General features: G+C 73.7%; 16 protein-coding genes. 9 read left to right on the top strand and 7 right to left on the bottom strand.

The genetic code is table 11. The annotated features are described in order from the left end of the window. The first annotated feature begins 162 nt into the window (after window positions 1-162). The 3 genes from ABZZ17_RS36285 to ABZZ17_RS36295 all read left to right on the top strand — a co-directional run bounded on the left by ABZZ17_RS36285 (window position 163) and on the right by ABZZ17_RS36295 (window position 3,266). Window positions 163-1,407 carry a GNAT family N-acetyltransferase gene (locus ABZZ17_RS36285; protein WP_356882954.1) on the top strand — a complete coding sequence of 415 codons (1,245 nt, stop codon included), beginning with the start codon at window positions 163-165 and terminating at the stop codon, window positions 1,405-1,407. A gap of 75 nt (window positions 1,408-1,482) precedes the next feature. Continuing rightward, the gene (locus ABZZ17_RS36290; protein WP_356882956.1) at window positions 1,483-2,253 is read left to right on the top strand and encodes a putative protein N(5)-glutamine methyltransferase; all 771 of its coding nucleotides are present in this window, start codon (window positions 1,483-1,485) and stop codon (window positions 2,251-2,253) included. A gap of 113 nt (window positions 2,254-2,366) precedes the next feature. Continuing rightward, on the top strand, window positions 2,367-3,266 hold the full coding sequence (locus ABZZ17_RS36295) for a sigma-70 family RNA polymerase sigma factor (RefSeq protein WP_356882958.1): 900 nt from the start codon (window positions 2,367-2,369) through the stop codon (window positions 3,264-3,266). A 102-nt stretch (window positions 3,267-3,368) separates the two neighbouring features. On the opposite strand, the gene ABZZ17_RS36300 is transcribed toward ABZZ17_RS36295, so the two are convergent. Next, window positions 3,369-4,268, bottom strand: a complete 900-nt coding sequence (locus ABZZ17_RS36300; protein ID WP_356882960.1) for an NAD(P)-binding domain-containing protein — start codon at window positions 4,266-4,268, stop codon at window positions 3,369-3,371. Between the two features lie 50 nt (window positions 4,269-4,318). Between ABZZ17_RS36300 and ABZZ17_RS36305 the strand changes: the two genes are divergently transcribed. Further along, window positions 4,319-4,678: a helix-turn-helix domain-containing protein gene (locus tag ABZZ17_RS36305; protein WP_356882962.1), complete on the top strand. Its 360-nt coding sequence runs from the start codon at window positions 4,319-4,321 to the stop codon at window positions 4,676-4,678. A gap of 204 nt (window positions 4,679-4,882) precedes the next feature. On the opposite strand, the gene ABZZ17_RS36310 is transcribed toward ABZZ17_RS36305, so the two are convergent. Next, the gene (locus ABZZ17_RS36310; protein ID WP_356882964.1) at window positions 4,883-5,299 is read right to left on the bottom strand and encodes a VOC family protein; all 417 of its coding nucleotides are present in this window, start codon (window positions 5,297-5,299) and stop codon (window positions 4,883-4,885) included. Between the two features lie 10 nt (window positions 5,300-5,309). Then, on the bottom strand, window positions 5,310-5,795 hold the full coding sequence (locus tag ABZZ17_RS36315) for a helix-turn-helix transcriptional regulator (protein WP_356882966.1): 486 nt from the start codon (window positions 5,793-5,795) through the stop codon (window positions 5,310-5,312). Between the two features lie 88 nt (window positions 5,796-5,883). Between ABZZ17_RS36315 and ABZZ17_RS36320 the strand changes: the two genes are divergently transcribed. The 3 genes from ABZZ17_RS36320 (at window position 5,884) to ABZZ17_RS36330 (ending at window position 7,395) form a co-directional block, all read left to right on the top strand. Further along, window positions 5,884-6,312: a helix-turn-helix transcriptional regulator gene (locus ABZZ17_RS36320; protein WP_356882968.1), complete on the top strand. Its 429-nt coding sequence runs from the start codon at window positions 5,884-5,886 to the stop codon at window positions 6,310-6,312. A 23-nt stretch (window positions 6,313-6,335) separates the two neighbouring features. Continuing rightward, the gene (locus ABZZ17_RS36325; protein WP_356882970.1) at window positions 6,336-6,941 is read left to right on the top strand and encodes a hypothetical protein; all 606 of its coding nucleotides are present in this window, start codon (window positions 6,336-6,338) and stop codon (window positions 6,939-6,941) included. A 115-nt stretch (window positions 6,942-7,056) separates the two neighbouring features. After that, window positions 7,057-7,395: a DUF2516 family protein gene (locus ABZZ17_RS36330; RefSeq protein WP_356882972.1), complete on the top strand. Its 339-nt coding sequence runs from the start codon at window positions 7,057-7,059 to the stop codon at window positions 7,393-7,395. A gap of 131 nt (window positions 7,396-7,526) precedes the next feature. On the opposite strand, the gene ABZZ17_RS36335 is transcribed toward ABZZ17_RS36330, so the two are convergent. The 3 genes from ABZZ17_RS36335 to ABZZ17_RS36345 form a co-directional block, all read right to left on the bottom strand. Then, on the bottom strand, window positions 7,527-8,855 hold the full coding sequence (locus ABZZ17_RS36335; RefSeq protein ID WP_356882974.1) for a SpoIIE family protein phosphatase: 1,329 nt from the start codon (window positions 8,853-8,855) through the stop codon (window positions 7,527-7,529). A gap of 294 nt (window positions 8,856-9,149) precedes the next feature. Beyond that, complete coding sequence (locus ABZZ17_RS36340) at window positions 9,150-10,271, bottom strand: NlpC/P60 family protein (protein WP_356882976.1); 1,122 nt, start codon at window positions 10,269-10,271, stop codon at window positions 9,150-9,152. A 221-nt stretch (window positions 10,272-10,492) separates the two neighbouring features. Next, entirely contained in the window at window positions 10,493-11,305 is an 813-nt protein-coding gene (locus tag ABZZ17_RS36345) for a class I SAM-dependent methyltransferase (RefSeq protein WP_356882978.1), read from the bottom strand. Window positions 11,306-11,561: 256 nt separating this feature from the next. On the opposite strand from ABZZ17_RS36345, the gene mshA reads away from it, so the two are divergent. Then, window positions 11,562-12,911: a D-inositol-3-phosphate glycosyltransferase gene (mshA, locus tag ABZZ17_RS36350; protein WP_356883018.1), complete on the top strand. Its 1,350-nt coding sequence runs from the start codon at window positions 11,562-11,564 to the stop codon at window positions 12,909-12,911. Then, a complete protein-coding gene (locus tag ABZZ17_RS36355; RefSeq protein ID WP_356882980.1) occupies window positions 12,904-13,398 on the top strand; it encodes a YbjN domain-containing protein in 495 nt (164 codons plus the stop codon). The genes mshA and ABZZ17_RS36355 overlap by 8 nt, the downstream gene beginning before the upstream one ends. 42 nt (window positions 13,399-13,440) lie before the next feature. Here the strand turns inward: ABZZ17_RS36355 and ABZZ17_RS36360 are convergent, their stop codons facing one another. Next, window positions 13,441-14,901 carry an MFS transporter gene (locus ABZZ17_RS36360; protein WP_356882982.1) on the bottom strand — a complete coding sequence of 487 codons (1,461 nt, stop codon included), beginning with the start codon at window positions 14,899-14,901 and terminating at the stop codon, window positions 13,441-13,443. Window positions 14,902-14,994 lie beyond the last annotated feature (93 nt).

Below are 14,994 nucleotides of genomic sequence, written 5' to 3' on the forward strand. Positions count from 1 at the left end.
ACGCGGGCTTCCGCCCGGCGCACCGAGAGCACGCACCAGACGCCGCAGGGCCGCCCTCCGGGCGACGACGGGAGTTTGACGACAGGCCCTAGGCCCCGGGGGGAGTCCCGCGGCGGGAAAATCGGGCGACCTCCGCCGTCCGGGCGATTAGCGTGGCCGGTTATGAGTGCTGACGTCCGGCCGATCGCCGCATCCGAACTCCCCGACTGGCTGCACGCGCTGAACACCGGCTTCCTCACCGCGACCCGTGTGACGGACTCCGATGTCGCCCAGCGTGCCGAGTACAGCGACCTCGCCCGCATCCAGGGCGGCTTCGACAAGGACACCGGCCGCTGCGTCGCCGCCTTCCGTTCCTTCGGCCAGGAACTGACCGTTCCGGGCGGGGCGGCCGTCCCGTGCAGCGCCATCTCCAACGTCGCCGTGCTGCCCACCCACCGCCGCCAGGGCCTGCTGACCCGCATGATGGCCGCCGAGCTGACCGCCGCCCGCGAGCGCGGTGACGTCCTGGCCACGCTGATCGCCGCCGAGTACCCGATCTACGGGCGCTACGGCTTCGGGCCCGCCACCGCCGTCGCCGAATGGGAGGTCGACGTCCCGCGCACCGGCCTCGACCGCCGCTGGTCGGCCCCCGCGGACGGCGGCCGGATCGACCTGGTGGACGCCGCCGAGGTCCGGCGGGTCGGCCCCGCGCTGCACGAGCGGCTGCGCGCCGGCACCCACGGCGCGGTCGACCGGGACGCGCGCTGGTGGAACCTGACGACGGGCGTGGAGGAGATGTCGCACCGCCCGTACAAGGAGAAGTTCCACGCCGTGTACTGGACGGCGGCGGGGGAGGTCGCCGGCCTGGCCGTCTACGGCGCCGACGACCACTGGACCGACGCGAAGACCCCGCAGAACACGGTGCGGGTCAAGGACCTGATCGCGGTCACCCCGGACGCCGAGCGGGCCCTGTGGCACTTCCTGTGCTCCATCGACTGGGTCACCCGGGTCCGCAGCGGCTACCGGGCTCCCGACGACCTCCTCCCGCAGCTGCTGCCCGACCCGCGCGCGGCCGCCCTGGTGACCGCCGCCGACTTCCTGTGGGTACGCGTCCTGGACGTCGTACGGGCCCTGGGCGCGCGGACGTACGCCGTTCCGGGCGTGCTCGTCCTGGAGGTCACCGACCCCGGCGGCCCGGCGGCGGGCCGCTACCGCCTCGACGCGGGCGCCGGCACCTGTTCCCGTACGGAGGAGCCCGCCGACCTGCGGCTCGACGCGGCCGCGCTGGGCTCCCTGTACCTGGGCGACGCCTCGGCGGTCCGGCTGGGGGCGCTGGGCGAGGTCACCGAGGAACGGGCCGGAGCCCTGGCGCTGGCGGACGCGGTGTTCCGCACCGCGCGCCGGCCGTGGTGCCCGGACGTCTTCTGACGCACCCCTGCCACACCCCCGACGCACTGCCCGCCTACGGACATGCACCGACGACCGAAGAGGACCGACTTTCCCGTGGCATCGATTGTGGAACGCCTGCGCGCGGCCGGCTGCGTCTTCGCGGAGGAGGAGGCGGACCTGCTGGTCGCGGCCGCCACCGACGACGGACACCTGGCCGGCATGGTCGCCCGCCGGGTCGCCGGAGAACCGCTCGAACACGTGGTGGGCTGGGCGGAGTTCGGGGGCCTGCGCGTAGAGGTCGGCGCGGGCGCCTTCGTGCCGCGCAGGCGCACCGAGTTCCTGGTGCAGGAGGCGGTGGCGCTGGCCCGGCCCGGAGCGGTCGTCCTGGACCTGTGCTGCGGGGTCGGCGCCCTCGGCGCGGCCGTCGCCTCCCAGGTACCCGGCGGGGTCGAGCTGCACGCCGCCGACATCGACCCGGCGGCGCTGGCGTACGCCCGGCGCAACGTGGCCCCGTACGCGGGCACGGTCTGGGAGGGCGACCTGTACGCGGCGCTGCCGGCGCAACTGCGCGGCCGGGTGGACGTCCTCGTGGTCAACGCCCCGTACGTGCCGACGGAGGAGATCGGGCTCATGCCGGCGGAGGCCCGTGACCACGAGCCGCTCGTCTCCCTCGACGGGGGCGCGGACGGGCTGGACGTCCACCGCCGGGTCGCGGCGGAAGCCGCGCGGTGGCTCGCCCCGGGCGGGCACCTGCTGATCGAGACCAGCGCCCGGCAGTCGCCGGTGACGGCCTCCGCGCTGACGGCGGGCGGGCTCGCGGTGCGGGCCGTCACCTCGGAGGAGCTGTACGCGACCGTGGTGATCGGGCAGGCCCCGGTGAGCTAGTGGGTGCCGGCCGGCGCGGCCGACGGCCGCCGTTGCGGAACCCTTCCCTCCGCGCGCCCCGACCGGCAAGTTGATCTTCTGTAGGGGTGCCCGACCGGGAAGGAACGTGACAGGTGGACGGTAATGCTTCGTTGGCGGAGCGGTTCGAGGAGCACAGGGCCCACCTGCGGGCGGTGTCCTACCGGATGCTCGGCTCCCTCAGCGAGACGGACGACGCCATCCAGGAGGCCTGGCTGCGCCTGAGCCGCACCGACGCGAGCGAGATCGACAACCTCGGCGGCTGGCTGACCACGGTCACGGCGCGGGTGTGCCTGAACATGCTGCGCTCGCGCGAGCAGCGCCGCGAGGAACCCATGGAGCCCGTGGAGGGCGTGGACACCCGCATTCCCGACCCGGTCATCAGCCCCGAGCGGGGCGTCGACCCCGAGCAGGAGGTGCTGCTCGCGGACTCGGTGGGGCTGGCGCTGATGGTGGTGATGGAATCGCTGGCGCCGGCCGAGCGGCTGGCGTTCGTCCTGCACGACATGTTCGCCGTACCGTTCGACGAGATCGCCCCGCTGATCGAGAAGTCGGCCGCCGCGACCCGGCAGCTGGCCAGCCGCGCACGCCGCAAGGTGCAGGGGCAGGCCCCGGCTCCCGACCCCGACCTGGCCCGGCAGCGGGAGGCCGTCGACGCCTTCTTCGCGGCCGCGCGGGACGGCGAGTTCGAGGCGCTCGTCGCGGTCCTCGACCCGAACGTGGTGCTCCGTTCCGACGGCGGTGCCGGCGGCCGCCACACCGTCGTGCTCACCGGGGCGCGGACCGTGGCGAGCCAGGCGGTCACCTTCGGCCCGCTGTCGCCGTTCGTCCGCCCGGCGCTGATCAACGGCGCCGCCGGTGTGGTCGTGGTCCCGCAGGCGCGGGCGGTCTCCGTGATGGCCTTCACGGTCGTCGACGGGAAGATCGTCGCGATCGACGTACTGTCCGACCCGCAGCGCCTCAAGGAGCTCGACCTGACGGCCCTGGAGGGCTGAACCACCCGCGGCCGTCGCCGCTCCGCCCCCCTGGGGGACGCGGGCGGCGACGGCCCCGGCGACGGCCCCGGCGGTTGCCTCAGGGATTGCCTCAGGGGTGCCTCAGCGGCGGCCGAGGACCTCGGCGATCCGGATGAACCCGTCCGTACCGTGGCCGAGCCCGATCGCGCGGCGGGCCATGCCCTCGGCGGCGCGCATCACGCCCGCGTCGATGCCGTGCGCTTCCGAGGCGTGCACGATGTGGGCCATGGACGACACCGCCGAGGTGAGGGGGTTGCCCTCGCCCGAGAAGCCGCCGTCGTCCGCGTCCGCCGCGGTCTCCGCGAAGATCGGGGGCAGGATCGCGCCGATGCCCTGCGCGAACGGGGCCAGTTCCCGCGCCGTGATGCCCTCGGCCCGGGCCACCGCCACGGCGTGCGCGTAGCCCGCCATCGCCGTCCAGAAGATGTCGAGCAGCGCGATGTCGTACGCCGCCGCGCGGCCGGTGTCCTCCCCGAGGTGGGTGTGGGTGCCGCCCAACGCGTCGAGTACGGGCCGCAGTTCCTCGTACAGGTCCTGCGGGCCGCTGTGGAGGAACACCGCGGCGGGCGTGCCGATGGTGGTGGTCGGGGTCATGATCGCGCCGTCCAGGTAGCGGATGCCGTGCCGGTCGGCCCATGCCGCGGTGTCCCGGGCCCGGACGGGGGTGTCGGCGGTCAGGTTCACGAGGGCCCGGCCCTTCAGCGCCGAGGTGACGGCCCCGGGGCGCAGCACGGAGTCCGCGGCGTCGTAGTTCACCACGCACACCACGGTCAGCGGGCTCGCCGCGACGGCCTCCGCGGCCGATCCGGCGACGACCGCCCCGCGCCCGGCGAGGTCCCCCTCCCGGCCCGGGGTCCGGTTCCAGACGGTGGTGCGCAGGCCGGCTTCGAGGAAGGCCCCGGCCAGGGCCCGGCCCATCGGCCCCAGACCGAGCACGGTGACGGCAGACTTTCCGGAGGACGTGGGTGTGGACGTGGACATGGTTCGGCTCCCAGAGTGAAGTACGAAAAAACGTGAGAAAAGGGGCGGGGATGACGCGAGGGCGGGCGGAGGACACGGAGGTCTGCGGGGTGACGGCGGCCATCGCGGTGATCGACGGCAAGTGGAAGACCGCGCTGCTGTGGCTGCTGGAATCGGGTCCGCACCGCCCCGGTGAGCTGCGCCGGCGGCTGCCGGGCCTCAGCGAGAAGGTGCTGACTCAGGCGCTGCGCGAGATGGAGGCGGACGGCCTCGTGCACCGGGAGGTGCACGACGTGCTGCCGCTCAAGACCGAGTACTCCCTGACGGGGTTCGGCCGTGATCTCTCCGAGGCGCTGGGCCCGGTCTCCGACTGGGGCCACCGCCGCCTGGAGCGGCTCACCGCGGCCGCCGGGGACCGCCCGGCTTCCTGACGCACGTCGCCCCCTTCCCGTCCGGCCCGTTCCCGGCGGCCCCTCGGCCGCCCCGGAACAAGCCTGGCCCGGGGCGCGGACGGTGCCAAGTACCCACTAAAAGGTGGGTGCCTCCTGGCGCCGCCCCGCGTCCCGGGCCGGTGGTGATCCGGCGAGCGGTCCCCTGGGAAGGGCCGCCGCCGGAGGCTGATCGGAAGGGAGGTCCTACCGCTTGCGGGGCTGGTTGAACCGGAGCATGTTGCCGGCCGGGTCGCGGAAGGCGCAGTCGCGGACGCCGTAGGGCTGGTCGACCGGCTCCTGGAGGACCTCGCCGCCGGCGGCCCGGACCCGTTCGAAGGTGGCGTCGACGTCGTCGGTGGCGAAGATGACGCCGCGCAGCATGCCCTTGGCCAGCAGTTCCGCCATGGCCTGCTTGTCGGCGGGGGAGGCGTTGGGGTCGGCGAGCGGGGGTTCGAGGACGATCTCCACGTCCGGCTGCTCGGGGGACCCGACGGTCACCCAGCGCATCCCCTCGAACCCGACGTCGTTGCGGACCTCCATGCCGAGGACGTCGCGGTAGAAGGCGAGCGCCTTGTCGTGGTCGTCGACTGCGATGAAGCACTGCGAGAGCTTGATGGTCATGCCTCCGACGTTACGAGCCGCCGCCGGTTCCCGCTTCTCCGTTCCTGACCGGTTCGCCGCCTCCCGCCGGTTCGCGGTTCCCGGCCGGTTCGGCGTTGCGCTGCGGGCGCGTGGCGACCTTGGCCACGCAGGCCGGGATCGCCGCGCCCGCCTCGTGGCAGCGGGCCCGGTACGTGCTCGGCGACTCGCCGACCAGCTCGGTGAAGCGCGAACTGAACGACCCGAGCGAGGTGCAGCCGACCTCGAAGCAGACCTCCGTGACGCTCAGGTCGCCCCGCCGCAGCAGCGCCTTGGCGCGCTCGACGCGCCGGGTCATGAGGTAGCCGTACGGGGTCTCGCCGTAGGCGGCGCGGAAGCTGCGGGAGAAGTGCCCGGGGGACATGAGGGCGATGCGGGCCAGCGCCGGAACGTCCAGCGGCTGCGCGTAGTCGCGGTCCATCGCGTCCCGCGCGCGCCGCAGCCGTCTGAGGTCCTCCAGGTTCACGCCCCTCAGCATCCCACGCCGCCCCCGGCCCGGCGCCGGGAGTGGGAGCTATTGCAAGCAGCCGCTTGCAATAGTTAGCACGGTGCGGCAGGATCGGGGCATGGCATCGCTCAACGTCGGAAATCTCGGCGAATACCTCCGTGATCAGCGGCGGCAGGCTCAGCTCTCACTGCGACAGCTGGCCGACGCGGCGGGGGTGTCGAATCCGTACCTGAGCCAGATCGAGCGCGGGCTGCGCAAGCCGAGCGCGGACATCCTCCAGCAGCTGGCCAAGGCGCTGCGGATCTCCGCGGAGACGCTGTACGTGCAGGCCGGAATCCTGGACGAACGGGACCGGGACGAGGTGGAGACGCGGGCCGTCATCCTCTCGGACCCGTCGATCAACGAGCGGCAGAAGCAGGTGCTGCTCCAGATCTACGACTCGTTCCGCAAGGAGAACGCGCTCGACGCCGAGGCGGCCGCCGACGCCGCCCCCGGCGCGGGCCCCGGCTCCGGGGCCGACGACGGGCCGATGCCCCCTACGAACTGACTGTGATCCGGGAGGACCAGCACATGGCCATCGCCGATGACCTGAAGAAGACCCTCACCGACCCCACTCCCCTCTACTTCGCCGCCGGCACCGCCGACCTCGCCGTCCAGCAGGCCAAGAAGGTGCCCGGGCTGCTCGAACAGCTGCGCGCCGAGGCCCCCGCGCGCATCGAGGCCGTGAAGAACACCGACCCGAAGGTCGTCCAGGAGAAGGCCAAGGAGGCGCAGGAGGCGGTCACCGCCAAGGTCGCCGAGGTCTTCGGGGCGATCGACCCGAAGAAGCTGGGCGAGACCGCCCAGGACCTGGCGCTGCGCGGCGTCGGCGTGGCCGCCGAGTACGCGGTCCGGGCCAAGGAGACCTACGACAAGGTCGCCGAGCACGGCGAGCAGGCCGTACGGGCCTGGCGCGGCGAGATCTCCGACGACATCGTGGACCTCGCCGACGTGGTCGAGCCCGACCCGAAGCCGGCCGCGGACGCCCAGGCCGAGCCGCAGGCCGCCGAGGCCTCGGCGGAACCCGCCGCGGACGCCTCCGACGCCTCCGACGAGGAGAAGCCCGCCGCGCGGAAGACCACCGCCCGCAAGAGCACGGCCAAGAAGGCCGCCGCCACCTCCGGCAGCGAGGCCTGATTGAGGCGGAACGAACCGGGCACCCGAGGGGTGCCCGGTTCGTTGTCGTTTGGGAAGACGGCTCCGGCGGTAGCGTGGAGTCAGGTGTGCCGGACGGGAGAAGGCGGTTGAGACGATGCTGATGCAGGGGTTCGACAACGGGGTGCTCCCGCTGTTCGGCTACGCCATGCTGGCCCTCGCCGTCGTGGCGTTCGCGATGGCCGCGGTGCCGAGCGGGCAGGCCTACCAGGCGGCCGACAAGCAGACCAAGACCTTCTGGCTGGTCATCCTGGGCGTCACGGTCGTGGTGGACTTCTTCCTGGCGATGCTCTTCCTGCAGATCGCCGGCCTGGTGGCCACCATCGTCTTCCTCGTCGACGTGCGGCCCGCCCTCAAGCAGGTCACGGGCGGCGGCAACAAGCGCCGCGGCAGCAGCAGCGACGGACCGTACGGGCCCTACAACGGCGGCCGGTAGTCCGACCCCGGTAGTCCGACCCGCGCCGCGGTAGCCCGCCCCGCCCCCGGTAGTCCGGCCCCCGGCGGCCCGGCCGCTCGGCGGTCCGGCCGCTCGGCGGTCCGGCCGTTCCGGACGTTCCGGCCGGGCGCTCAGCCGGCCGCGCGGGAGAGCATGACCACGGCGACGTCGTCCGTCAGCTCGCCGCCGTTGAGGCGCCGGGCCTCCGTGACGGAGGCCTCCAGCAGCGCCTCCCCGGTCAGGCCCTCGTCCAGGTGGCGGTTGATCATCTCGATCATGCCGTCCTGGCCGAGCCGCTCCCGGCCCTCGCCGATGCGGCCCTCGATGAGGCCGTCGGTGTAGAGCATCAGGCTCCAGGTGCCGCCCAGCTCGACCTGGCGGCGGGGCCAGCGGGCCCGGGGCAGCAGGCCGAGGGCCGGGCCGCTGTTCTCGTACGGCAGGAGCCGCGCGGGCCGGCCCGGCCGGGATATCAGCGGGGCCGGATGCCCGGCCAGGCACAGGCCCGCCCGGCGGCCGTCCGGGGCGATGTCCACCGTGCACAGCGTCGCGAAGATCTCCTCGCAGGGGCGCTCCACCTCCAGCACCTGCTGGAGGGTGGAGAGCAGGTCGTCCCCGCACAGCCCGGCCAGGGTCAGGGCGCGCCAGGCGATGCGGAGCTCGACGCCGAGGGCCGCCTCGTCCGGGCCGTGGCCGCAGACGTCGCCGATCATCGCGTGGACGGTGCCGTCGGGGGTGCGGACGGTGTCGTAGAAGTCCCCGCCGAGGAGGGCCCGGCTGCGGCCGGGGCGGTAGCGGGCGGCGAAGCGGAGGTCCGACCCCTCCAGCAGGGGGGTGGGGAGCAGTCCGCGTTCCAGGCGGGCGTTCTCCTGGGCGCGCAGTTTCGATTCTGCAAGCTTGTACTGGGCGATGTCCGCCCGCTTTCTCTCCACGGCGTAGCGGATGGCGCGGCTGAGCAGCCGGCCGTCGAGCTCGTCGCGGAAGAGGAAGTCCTGGGCGCCCACGCGGACCGCTTCGGCGGCGCGTTCCGCGTCGGCCTCGCCGGTGAGGACGAGGACGGCGTGGCGCGGGGCGATGCGCAGCACCTGGCGCAGGGTCGCGAGGCCGTCCTCGGCGCCAGGACCGGTGCCGGTGCCGGTGCTGCCCGTCCCCGTGCCCGGCAGTGCCAGGTCGAGCAGGATGCAGTGCACGTCGGGGGTGAGCAGCCGGGCGGCCTCGGTGAGGTTGCGGGCGCTGCGGAGGCGGATGCGGTGGCCGTCGGCGTCGAGGATCTCGGGGACGGTGAGGCCGCCCGCGGGGTCGTCCTCGATGACCAGCAGGGTCAGCGACGCCTGCGGTGCGGGCGTCGCGGGGGCGACGGAAAGAACCGCCGGACCGCTCTCCGCGGGCGGGGTGTCCCGCTGCCGCGGTACGGGTACGGACATCGTCTCCGGTTCCTTCCCTCCCCCCGAGGGTGCGCTCATGCGCCCGACCCTAGCGGCCCGGTACCGGCGAACGGAATGGCGGCCGGAGGAGGGCCTCCGTCATATGCCGTTATCGAGGGGGATAAACGCCCCGCCGGGATGACCAACGTCACGAAACCCGCACACCCCGTCCCGCTCACCGAGACCCCGGCAGCCCCCACCGGAACGCACCCCTCACGTAACGCACCTCACCCGACCCCCACCGCACGGGCCCGGGCCCGGTGACCGGAGGCCGGGCCGGCCCGTCGCGAGGGTCCGGGGCGGGCGCCAGGACGGTTTCCGCCCGGCCGGGGCCTACGCGTCGGGGCGGACCACGGCCTTGATCGGCATCGAGCCCGCGCCCGCCATCGTGACGTTGCGCCCCGGACGCGGGGAGTGGACCATCGCGCCGTCACCGACGTACATCCCGACGTGGCTCGCGTCGTCCCAGTAGATGATCAGGTCGCCGGGGCGGATGTCCTTCATCGCCACCTTCGGCAGCAGCCGCAGCTGTTCCTGCGAGGTGCGCGGGATGGGCCTGCCCGCCGCCAGCCACGCCTGCGAGGTCAGCCCGGAGCAGTCGTACGAAGCCGGCCCGGTGGCGCCCCACTGGTACGGCTTGCCCATCTGCGCCGTCGCGAACTGCACGGCCCGCTTCCCGGCGTCCGTCGCCGACCCCTTGGCGTCCTTCACGGCGCCCGTCGACAGCCACTGCGTCTGCGCCTTGTACTGGGCTTCCTGTTCGAGCTGGAGCAGCCGGGCCTTCTCCTCGGCCTCCAGCCGGTTCTCCAGCTCCTCCGCCGCCTTGATCTTCCCCTCGACCTCCTTCTTGGCGGCTTCCTGCTTGACCCGGTTCTCCTCCAGCTTCTGCCAGATCGCGCCCGCGTCCTTGGCGTACCGCTCCAAGTCGGCCTGCGTCCGGTTCAGTTCGGACAGGAGGTCCGTCGTGGCCTTCTCGCCCTGCCGCAACCGGTTCGCCCCGTCGAGGAACTGGCTCGGGCTGTCGCTCAACGCCAGCTGCGCGCCCGGCGGAAGACCGCCCGAACGGTACTGGGCGCGCGCCGCGGCACCCGCGCGGGCCTTGAGGCCGGAGATCCGGTCCTGGCCCGCCACCACCAGCTTCGCGATCTCCACGATCCGCTCGGACTGGGCCTTCGCCTCGCTCTCCGCGAGGTTGTACGCGTCCGTGGCGGAGCCGGCCTGCCGGTAGAGGTCCTCTATCTCCTTGCGGACCTGCTCCAGGGACTTGGTCCCGGGCGCCGGCGGAGCGGCGGGGGGCACGGCCGGGGAGGAGGGACCGGGCGGCGGGGTGGGCGCGGCCGGAGCCGCGTACGCGCTGCCCGAGGCGATCGCCGGGGCCGTCAGTATCGCCATCGCGCACAGCAGTGTCAGAGCCGATGCTCCGTGCCGTCGCGACGCTCGCTTCGCGGTCCCCATGGCTCCCCCAGGCGCCCCGAGTCATGCCGGACACCGGACGCATCACCCGGCATCAGATCTGACTATTCATCAGTAACTTGTCACTGTCTCCGGGATGGTGCCACGACTCGGTGAAATCCAACACCCTTCCGGGTCACGGTCCGATCATGACCGGCCACGCCCCGCCCACCCCTGCCGACTCAACGGGCCGCCGCCGACGCCGGTTCCCCGTCCCGGGAGTTTCACCCCGCCGGGCGCAACGCTTCCCACCGCACCGTCAGTTCCCCCTGCCGCCAGCGCCCCGGACCGTCCGCCAGCGGCCAGTCCCCGGACAGCGCCCGCGCCGTCCGGATCCACCGCTGCCGCGCCCCGTACGAGGCGTACGGCGCCGCCGCCGCCCACGCCCGGTCGAAGTCCCGCAGGAACGCGTGCACCGGCTCGCCCGGCACGTTCCGGTGGATCAGCGCCTTCGGCAGCCGCTCCGCCAGGTCCGAGGGGCGCTCCAGGGAGCCCAGCCGGGTCGCGAAGGTCACCGTGCGCGCCCCCTCCGGACCGAGCGCCACCCACACGTGCCGCCGGCCGATCTCGTCGCAGGTCCCCTCCACCAGCAGCCCGCCCGGCGCCAGCCGCGCGCACAGCCGCTCCCACACCTGCGCGACCTGTTCCTCGTCGTACTGGCGCAGCACGTTCGCCGCGCGGATCAGCGCCGGCCGCACGCCCCCGTCCAGCGGCACCTCGAAGCCGCCGTGCCGGAAGCTCAGCCCCTCCCGCTCGTACGGCTTGGCCCCCGCCACCCGCGCGGGCTCGATCTCGATGCCGACCACCCGCACCGCCGGCGCCGCCTCCCGCAGCCGCGCCAGCAGCTCCACCGCCGTCCAGGGGGCCGCCCCGTAGCCGAGGTCCACCGCCACCGGCGCGTCCGCACGCCGCAGCGCCGCCCCGTGCGCGGCCGCGATCCAGCGGTCCATCCGGCGCAGCCGGTTCGGATTCGTGGTCCCGCGCGTCACGGTGCCGACGGGGCGCTTCGGGGACGGCGGAGTGCTGCGGGAGACCATGGGCCGAGCGTAAGCGGAGCCCCCGGGCAGGATAAAAATCCGGCAAACCGAGAAGGAAAATCCGCCACCCCCGGAATGCGGGGGGCCGCCGTCCGGGTTGCACTCCTTGCAGAGCGCCGACCGCGCTCCCGCAGTCATGCGTGCCGTGCGCCGCCGTGCCACCCCCGGCACCGCGGGCCGCGGCACCACCGAGCGAGTCGTCCGAGCGAGAGGAACTGCTCCCTTGAGTCAGTACGTGTCCCGTCTCGGCGGCAGCATCAGCGGCCGCATCGCCGCCGCCCGCAGCACCCGCCACGACCAGCCGCGGCTGCGCCTGCCGGCCGTCGGCCACCACCGCAAGCCGCGCCGCGTGGCCATGCTCAGCGTGCACACCTCACCGCTGCACCAGCCCGGCACCGGCGACGCCGGCGGCATGAACGTGTACATCGTCGAGCTCGCCAAGCGCCTCGCCGCGATCAACATCGAGGTCGAGATCTTCACCCGCGCCACCACGGGCGGCCTGCCGCCCGTGGTCGACCTGGCGCCGGGCGTCCTCGTCCGGCACGTCGACGCGGGCCCGTACGAGGGCCTCGCCAAGGAGGAGCTGCCCGCCCAGCTCTGCGCCTTCACCCACGGCGTCATGCAGGCCTGGGCCGGCCACCGGCCCGGCTACTACGACCTCGTCCACTCCCACTACTGGCTCTCCGGCCACGTCGGCTGGCTCGCCGCCGAACGCTGGGGCGTCCCCCTCGTCCACGCGATGCACACCATGGCCAAGGTCAAGAACGCCGCGCTGGCCGAGGGCGACACCCCCGAGCCGGCCGCCCGCGTCATCGGCGAGACCCAGATCGTCGCCGCCGCCCAGCGCCTCATCGCGAACACCGCCGAAGAGGCCGACGAACTCGTACGCCACTACGGCGCCGAGCCCGGCAAGGTCGCCGTCGTCCACCCCGGCGTGAACCTCGACCGCTTCACCGTCGGCGACGGCCGCGCCGCCGCCCGCGCCCGCCTCGGCCTCCCGCAGGACGCCGTGATCCCCCTCTTCGCGGGCCGCATCCAGCCGCTGAAGGCCCCCGACATCCTCCTGCGGGCCGTCGCCGAACTGGTCGGCCAGGACCCCTCGCTGCGCCGCCGCCTCTTCGTCCCCGTCGTCGGCGGCCCCAGCGGCAGCGGCCTCGCCAAGCCGGAGGGGCTCCAGAAGCTCGCCGCGAAGCTCGGCATCGCCGACCTCGTGCACTTCCACCCGCCCGTCGACCAGGACCGGCTCGCCGACTGGTTCCGGGCCGCGTCCGTGCTGGTCATGCCCTCCTACAGCGAGTCCTTCGGGCTCGTCGCCATCGAGGCCCAGGCCACCGGCACCCCGGTCCTCGCCGCCTCGGTCGGGGGCCTGCCCGTCGCCGTCAACGACGGGGTCACGGGGATCCTCGTACCCGGCCACGACCCGGTCGACTACGCACGCGAGCTGCGCCGCTTCGTCGACGACCCCGCCCTCGCCGACCGGATGGGCGGCCAGGCCGCGCGGCACGCGCAGTTCTTCGGCTGGGACACCGCCGCCAGCGGCACCGCCGACGTGTACACGGCGGCCATGCACGATCACCGCCGTCGCGTACGCTCCCACCATGGCTGACACCGCCGCGATCATCGAGAGCGTCCTGACCGGCGCCGAGCTCAGCTGGGAGAGCCCCGAACCGGGCTCGTACGTCGTCCAGCTCCCCGGCACGCGCAAGCTGAGCACCACCTGCTCCCTGCGCGTCGGCCGGCACTCCCTCTCCGTGAACGCCTTCGTGATCCGGCACCCCGACGAGAACGAGTCCGGCGTCCACCGCTGGCTGCTGGAGCGCAACCTCAAGCTGTACGGGATGGCCTACGCCGTCGACCCGCTCGGCGACGTCTACCTCACGGCCCGGCTCCCGCTGTCCGTCATCACCCCGGACGACCTCGACCGGCTCCTCGGCACCGTCCTGGAGGCCGCCGACGGAGCCTTCAACACGCTGCTGGAGCTCGGCTTCGCCGGCGCGATCCGGCGCGAGTACGAATGGCGGGTCTCGCGGGGCGAGTCCACCCGCAACCTCGACGCCTTCAAGCACCTGACCCGCCCGTCGGCCGGGGCCTGACGGGCGGGGATCCGCAGGGCGGCGCGCTCGCCGGACGGCGGGCTACACGGCCTCGGCGGCCGGGACGTGCCGCTGCTCCGGCCGGCCGCCAGTCGCGGCGGCTCCGGGAACGGCACCGGCTCCGGGCACCTCACCGAATCCGGGCACGGCACCGGCTGAGGGAACTTCGCCGAATCCGGGCACCGCACCTGCTCCGGGCGTCTCACCGGCTCCGGGCGTCTCACCCGCTCCGGGAACCGCACCGGCCTGACCGGCACCGGCGACCACACCGGCCCCCTCCGCCACGGGCCGCTCCCGCCCCTCGGGCATGCTCCGCATCAGCAGCCAGTACCCCAGCGCCGCCACCGTGCCCAGGACGCCCGTGGCCCCCCACAGCCAGCCCGCGCCGAGCCGGTCGATGACGACGCCCGCCATCAGCGGGGCCACCAGCGACGCCACCGCCCAGGACATCGTGTACATGCCCTGGTAGCGCCCCCGCCCGTGCACCGGCGACAGCCGCACCACGAGCCCCATCTGCGTCGGCGAGTTCACGATCTCCGCCAGCGTCCACACGCACACCGTCAGCGCGTACGCCCACAGCGGCCCCGCGAAGGCCGTCATCGCGAACCCGTACCCGGCCAGCAGCGCCGACACCACCAGCAGCTTCTGCGGGTCCCGGTGCTCGATGAACCGCGTCACCGGGATCTGGAGCACCACGATCAGCAGCCCGTTCGCCGCGATGACCAGGCCGTAGTCCCCGGGCGAGAACCCGGCCGCGCCCATCGCCACCGGCAGCCCCACCGAGCCCTGCGTGAAGATCAGCGAGATGACGAACGACAGCCCGACGACCCCCATGAACCGGCCGTCCCGCAGCACCGTCCCCATCCCGACCGCCGGACCGTCGTCCGCCGCCCCCGAGGCGTCCTTCACCGGCCGCGACTCCGGCAGCTTCACGTACACCAGCACCGCGCAGACCAGCGTCAGGGCCGCCTCGCCCAGGAAGCCCGCCAGGTAGCTGTACTCCGCCACCAGCCCCGCCACCGCCGCGCTGATCCCGAAGCCGAGGTTGATCGCCCAGTAGTTCAGCGCGAAGGCCCGCACCCGGTCCTCGGGCCGCACGATGTCCGCCATCATCGCCGAGACCGCTGGCCGCGAGGCGTTGGAGGTCATGCCGACCAGCAGCGCCACCGCCGCGATCGCCGCCGGATGCTCCATGAACCCCAGCAGCGCCACCGAGAAGGCCGTCGACGCCTGCGCGGCCAGCAGCGTCGGACGCCGCCCCAGCCGGTCGGTCATCACCCCCGCGACGAGCGAGGAGACCACGCCGCCGAGCCCGTGGAGGGCGATCACGAGTCCCGCGAAGGAGGCCGAGTAGCCCCGGTCCATGGTCAGGTACAAGGTCATGAACGTGGCGACGAAAGCCCCGAGCCGGTTGACCAGCGTGCTCGCCCACAGCCACCAGAACGCCCTCGGCAGACCCGACACGCTCTCCCGGGCGGCCCGTCTCAGACTCTCAACGGACATAAGGAATCCCCCCGGGGCGTGTAAGCGTCTCTCTTGCCCTCGGCACATTACGATCGCGGCTCCGTCGACCGCCACTCGATTGACGCCGACCGT

The organism is Streptomyces sp. NPDC006512, from assembly GCF_040611935.1.
In the GTDB taxonomy this organism is placed as follows: Bacteria; Actinomycetota; Actinomycetes; order Streptomycetales; family Streptomycetaceae; genus Streptomyces.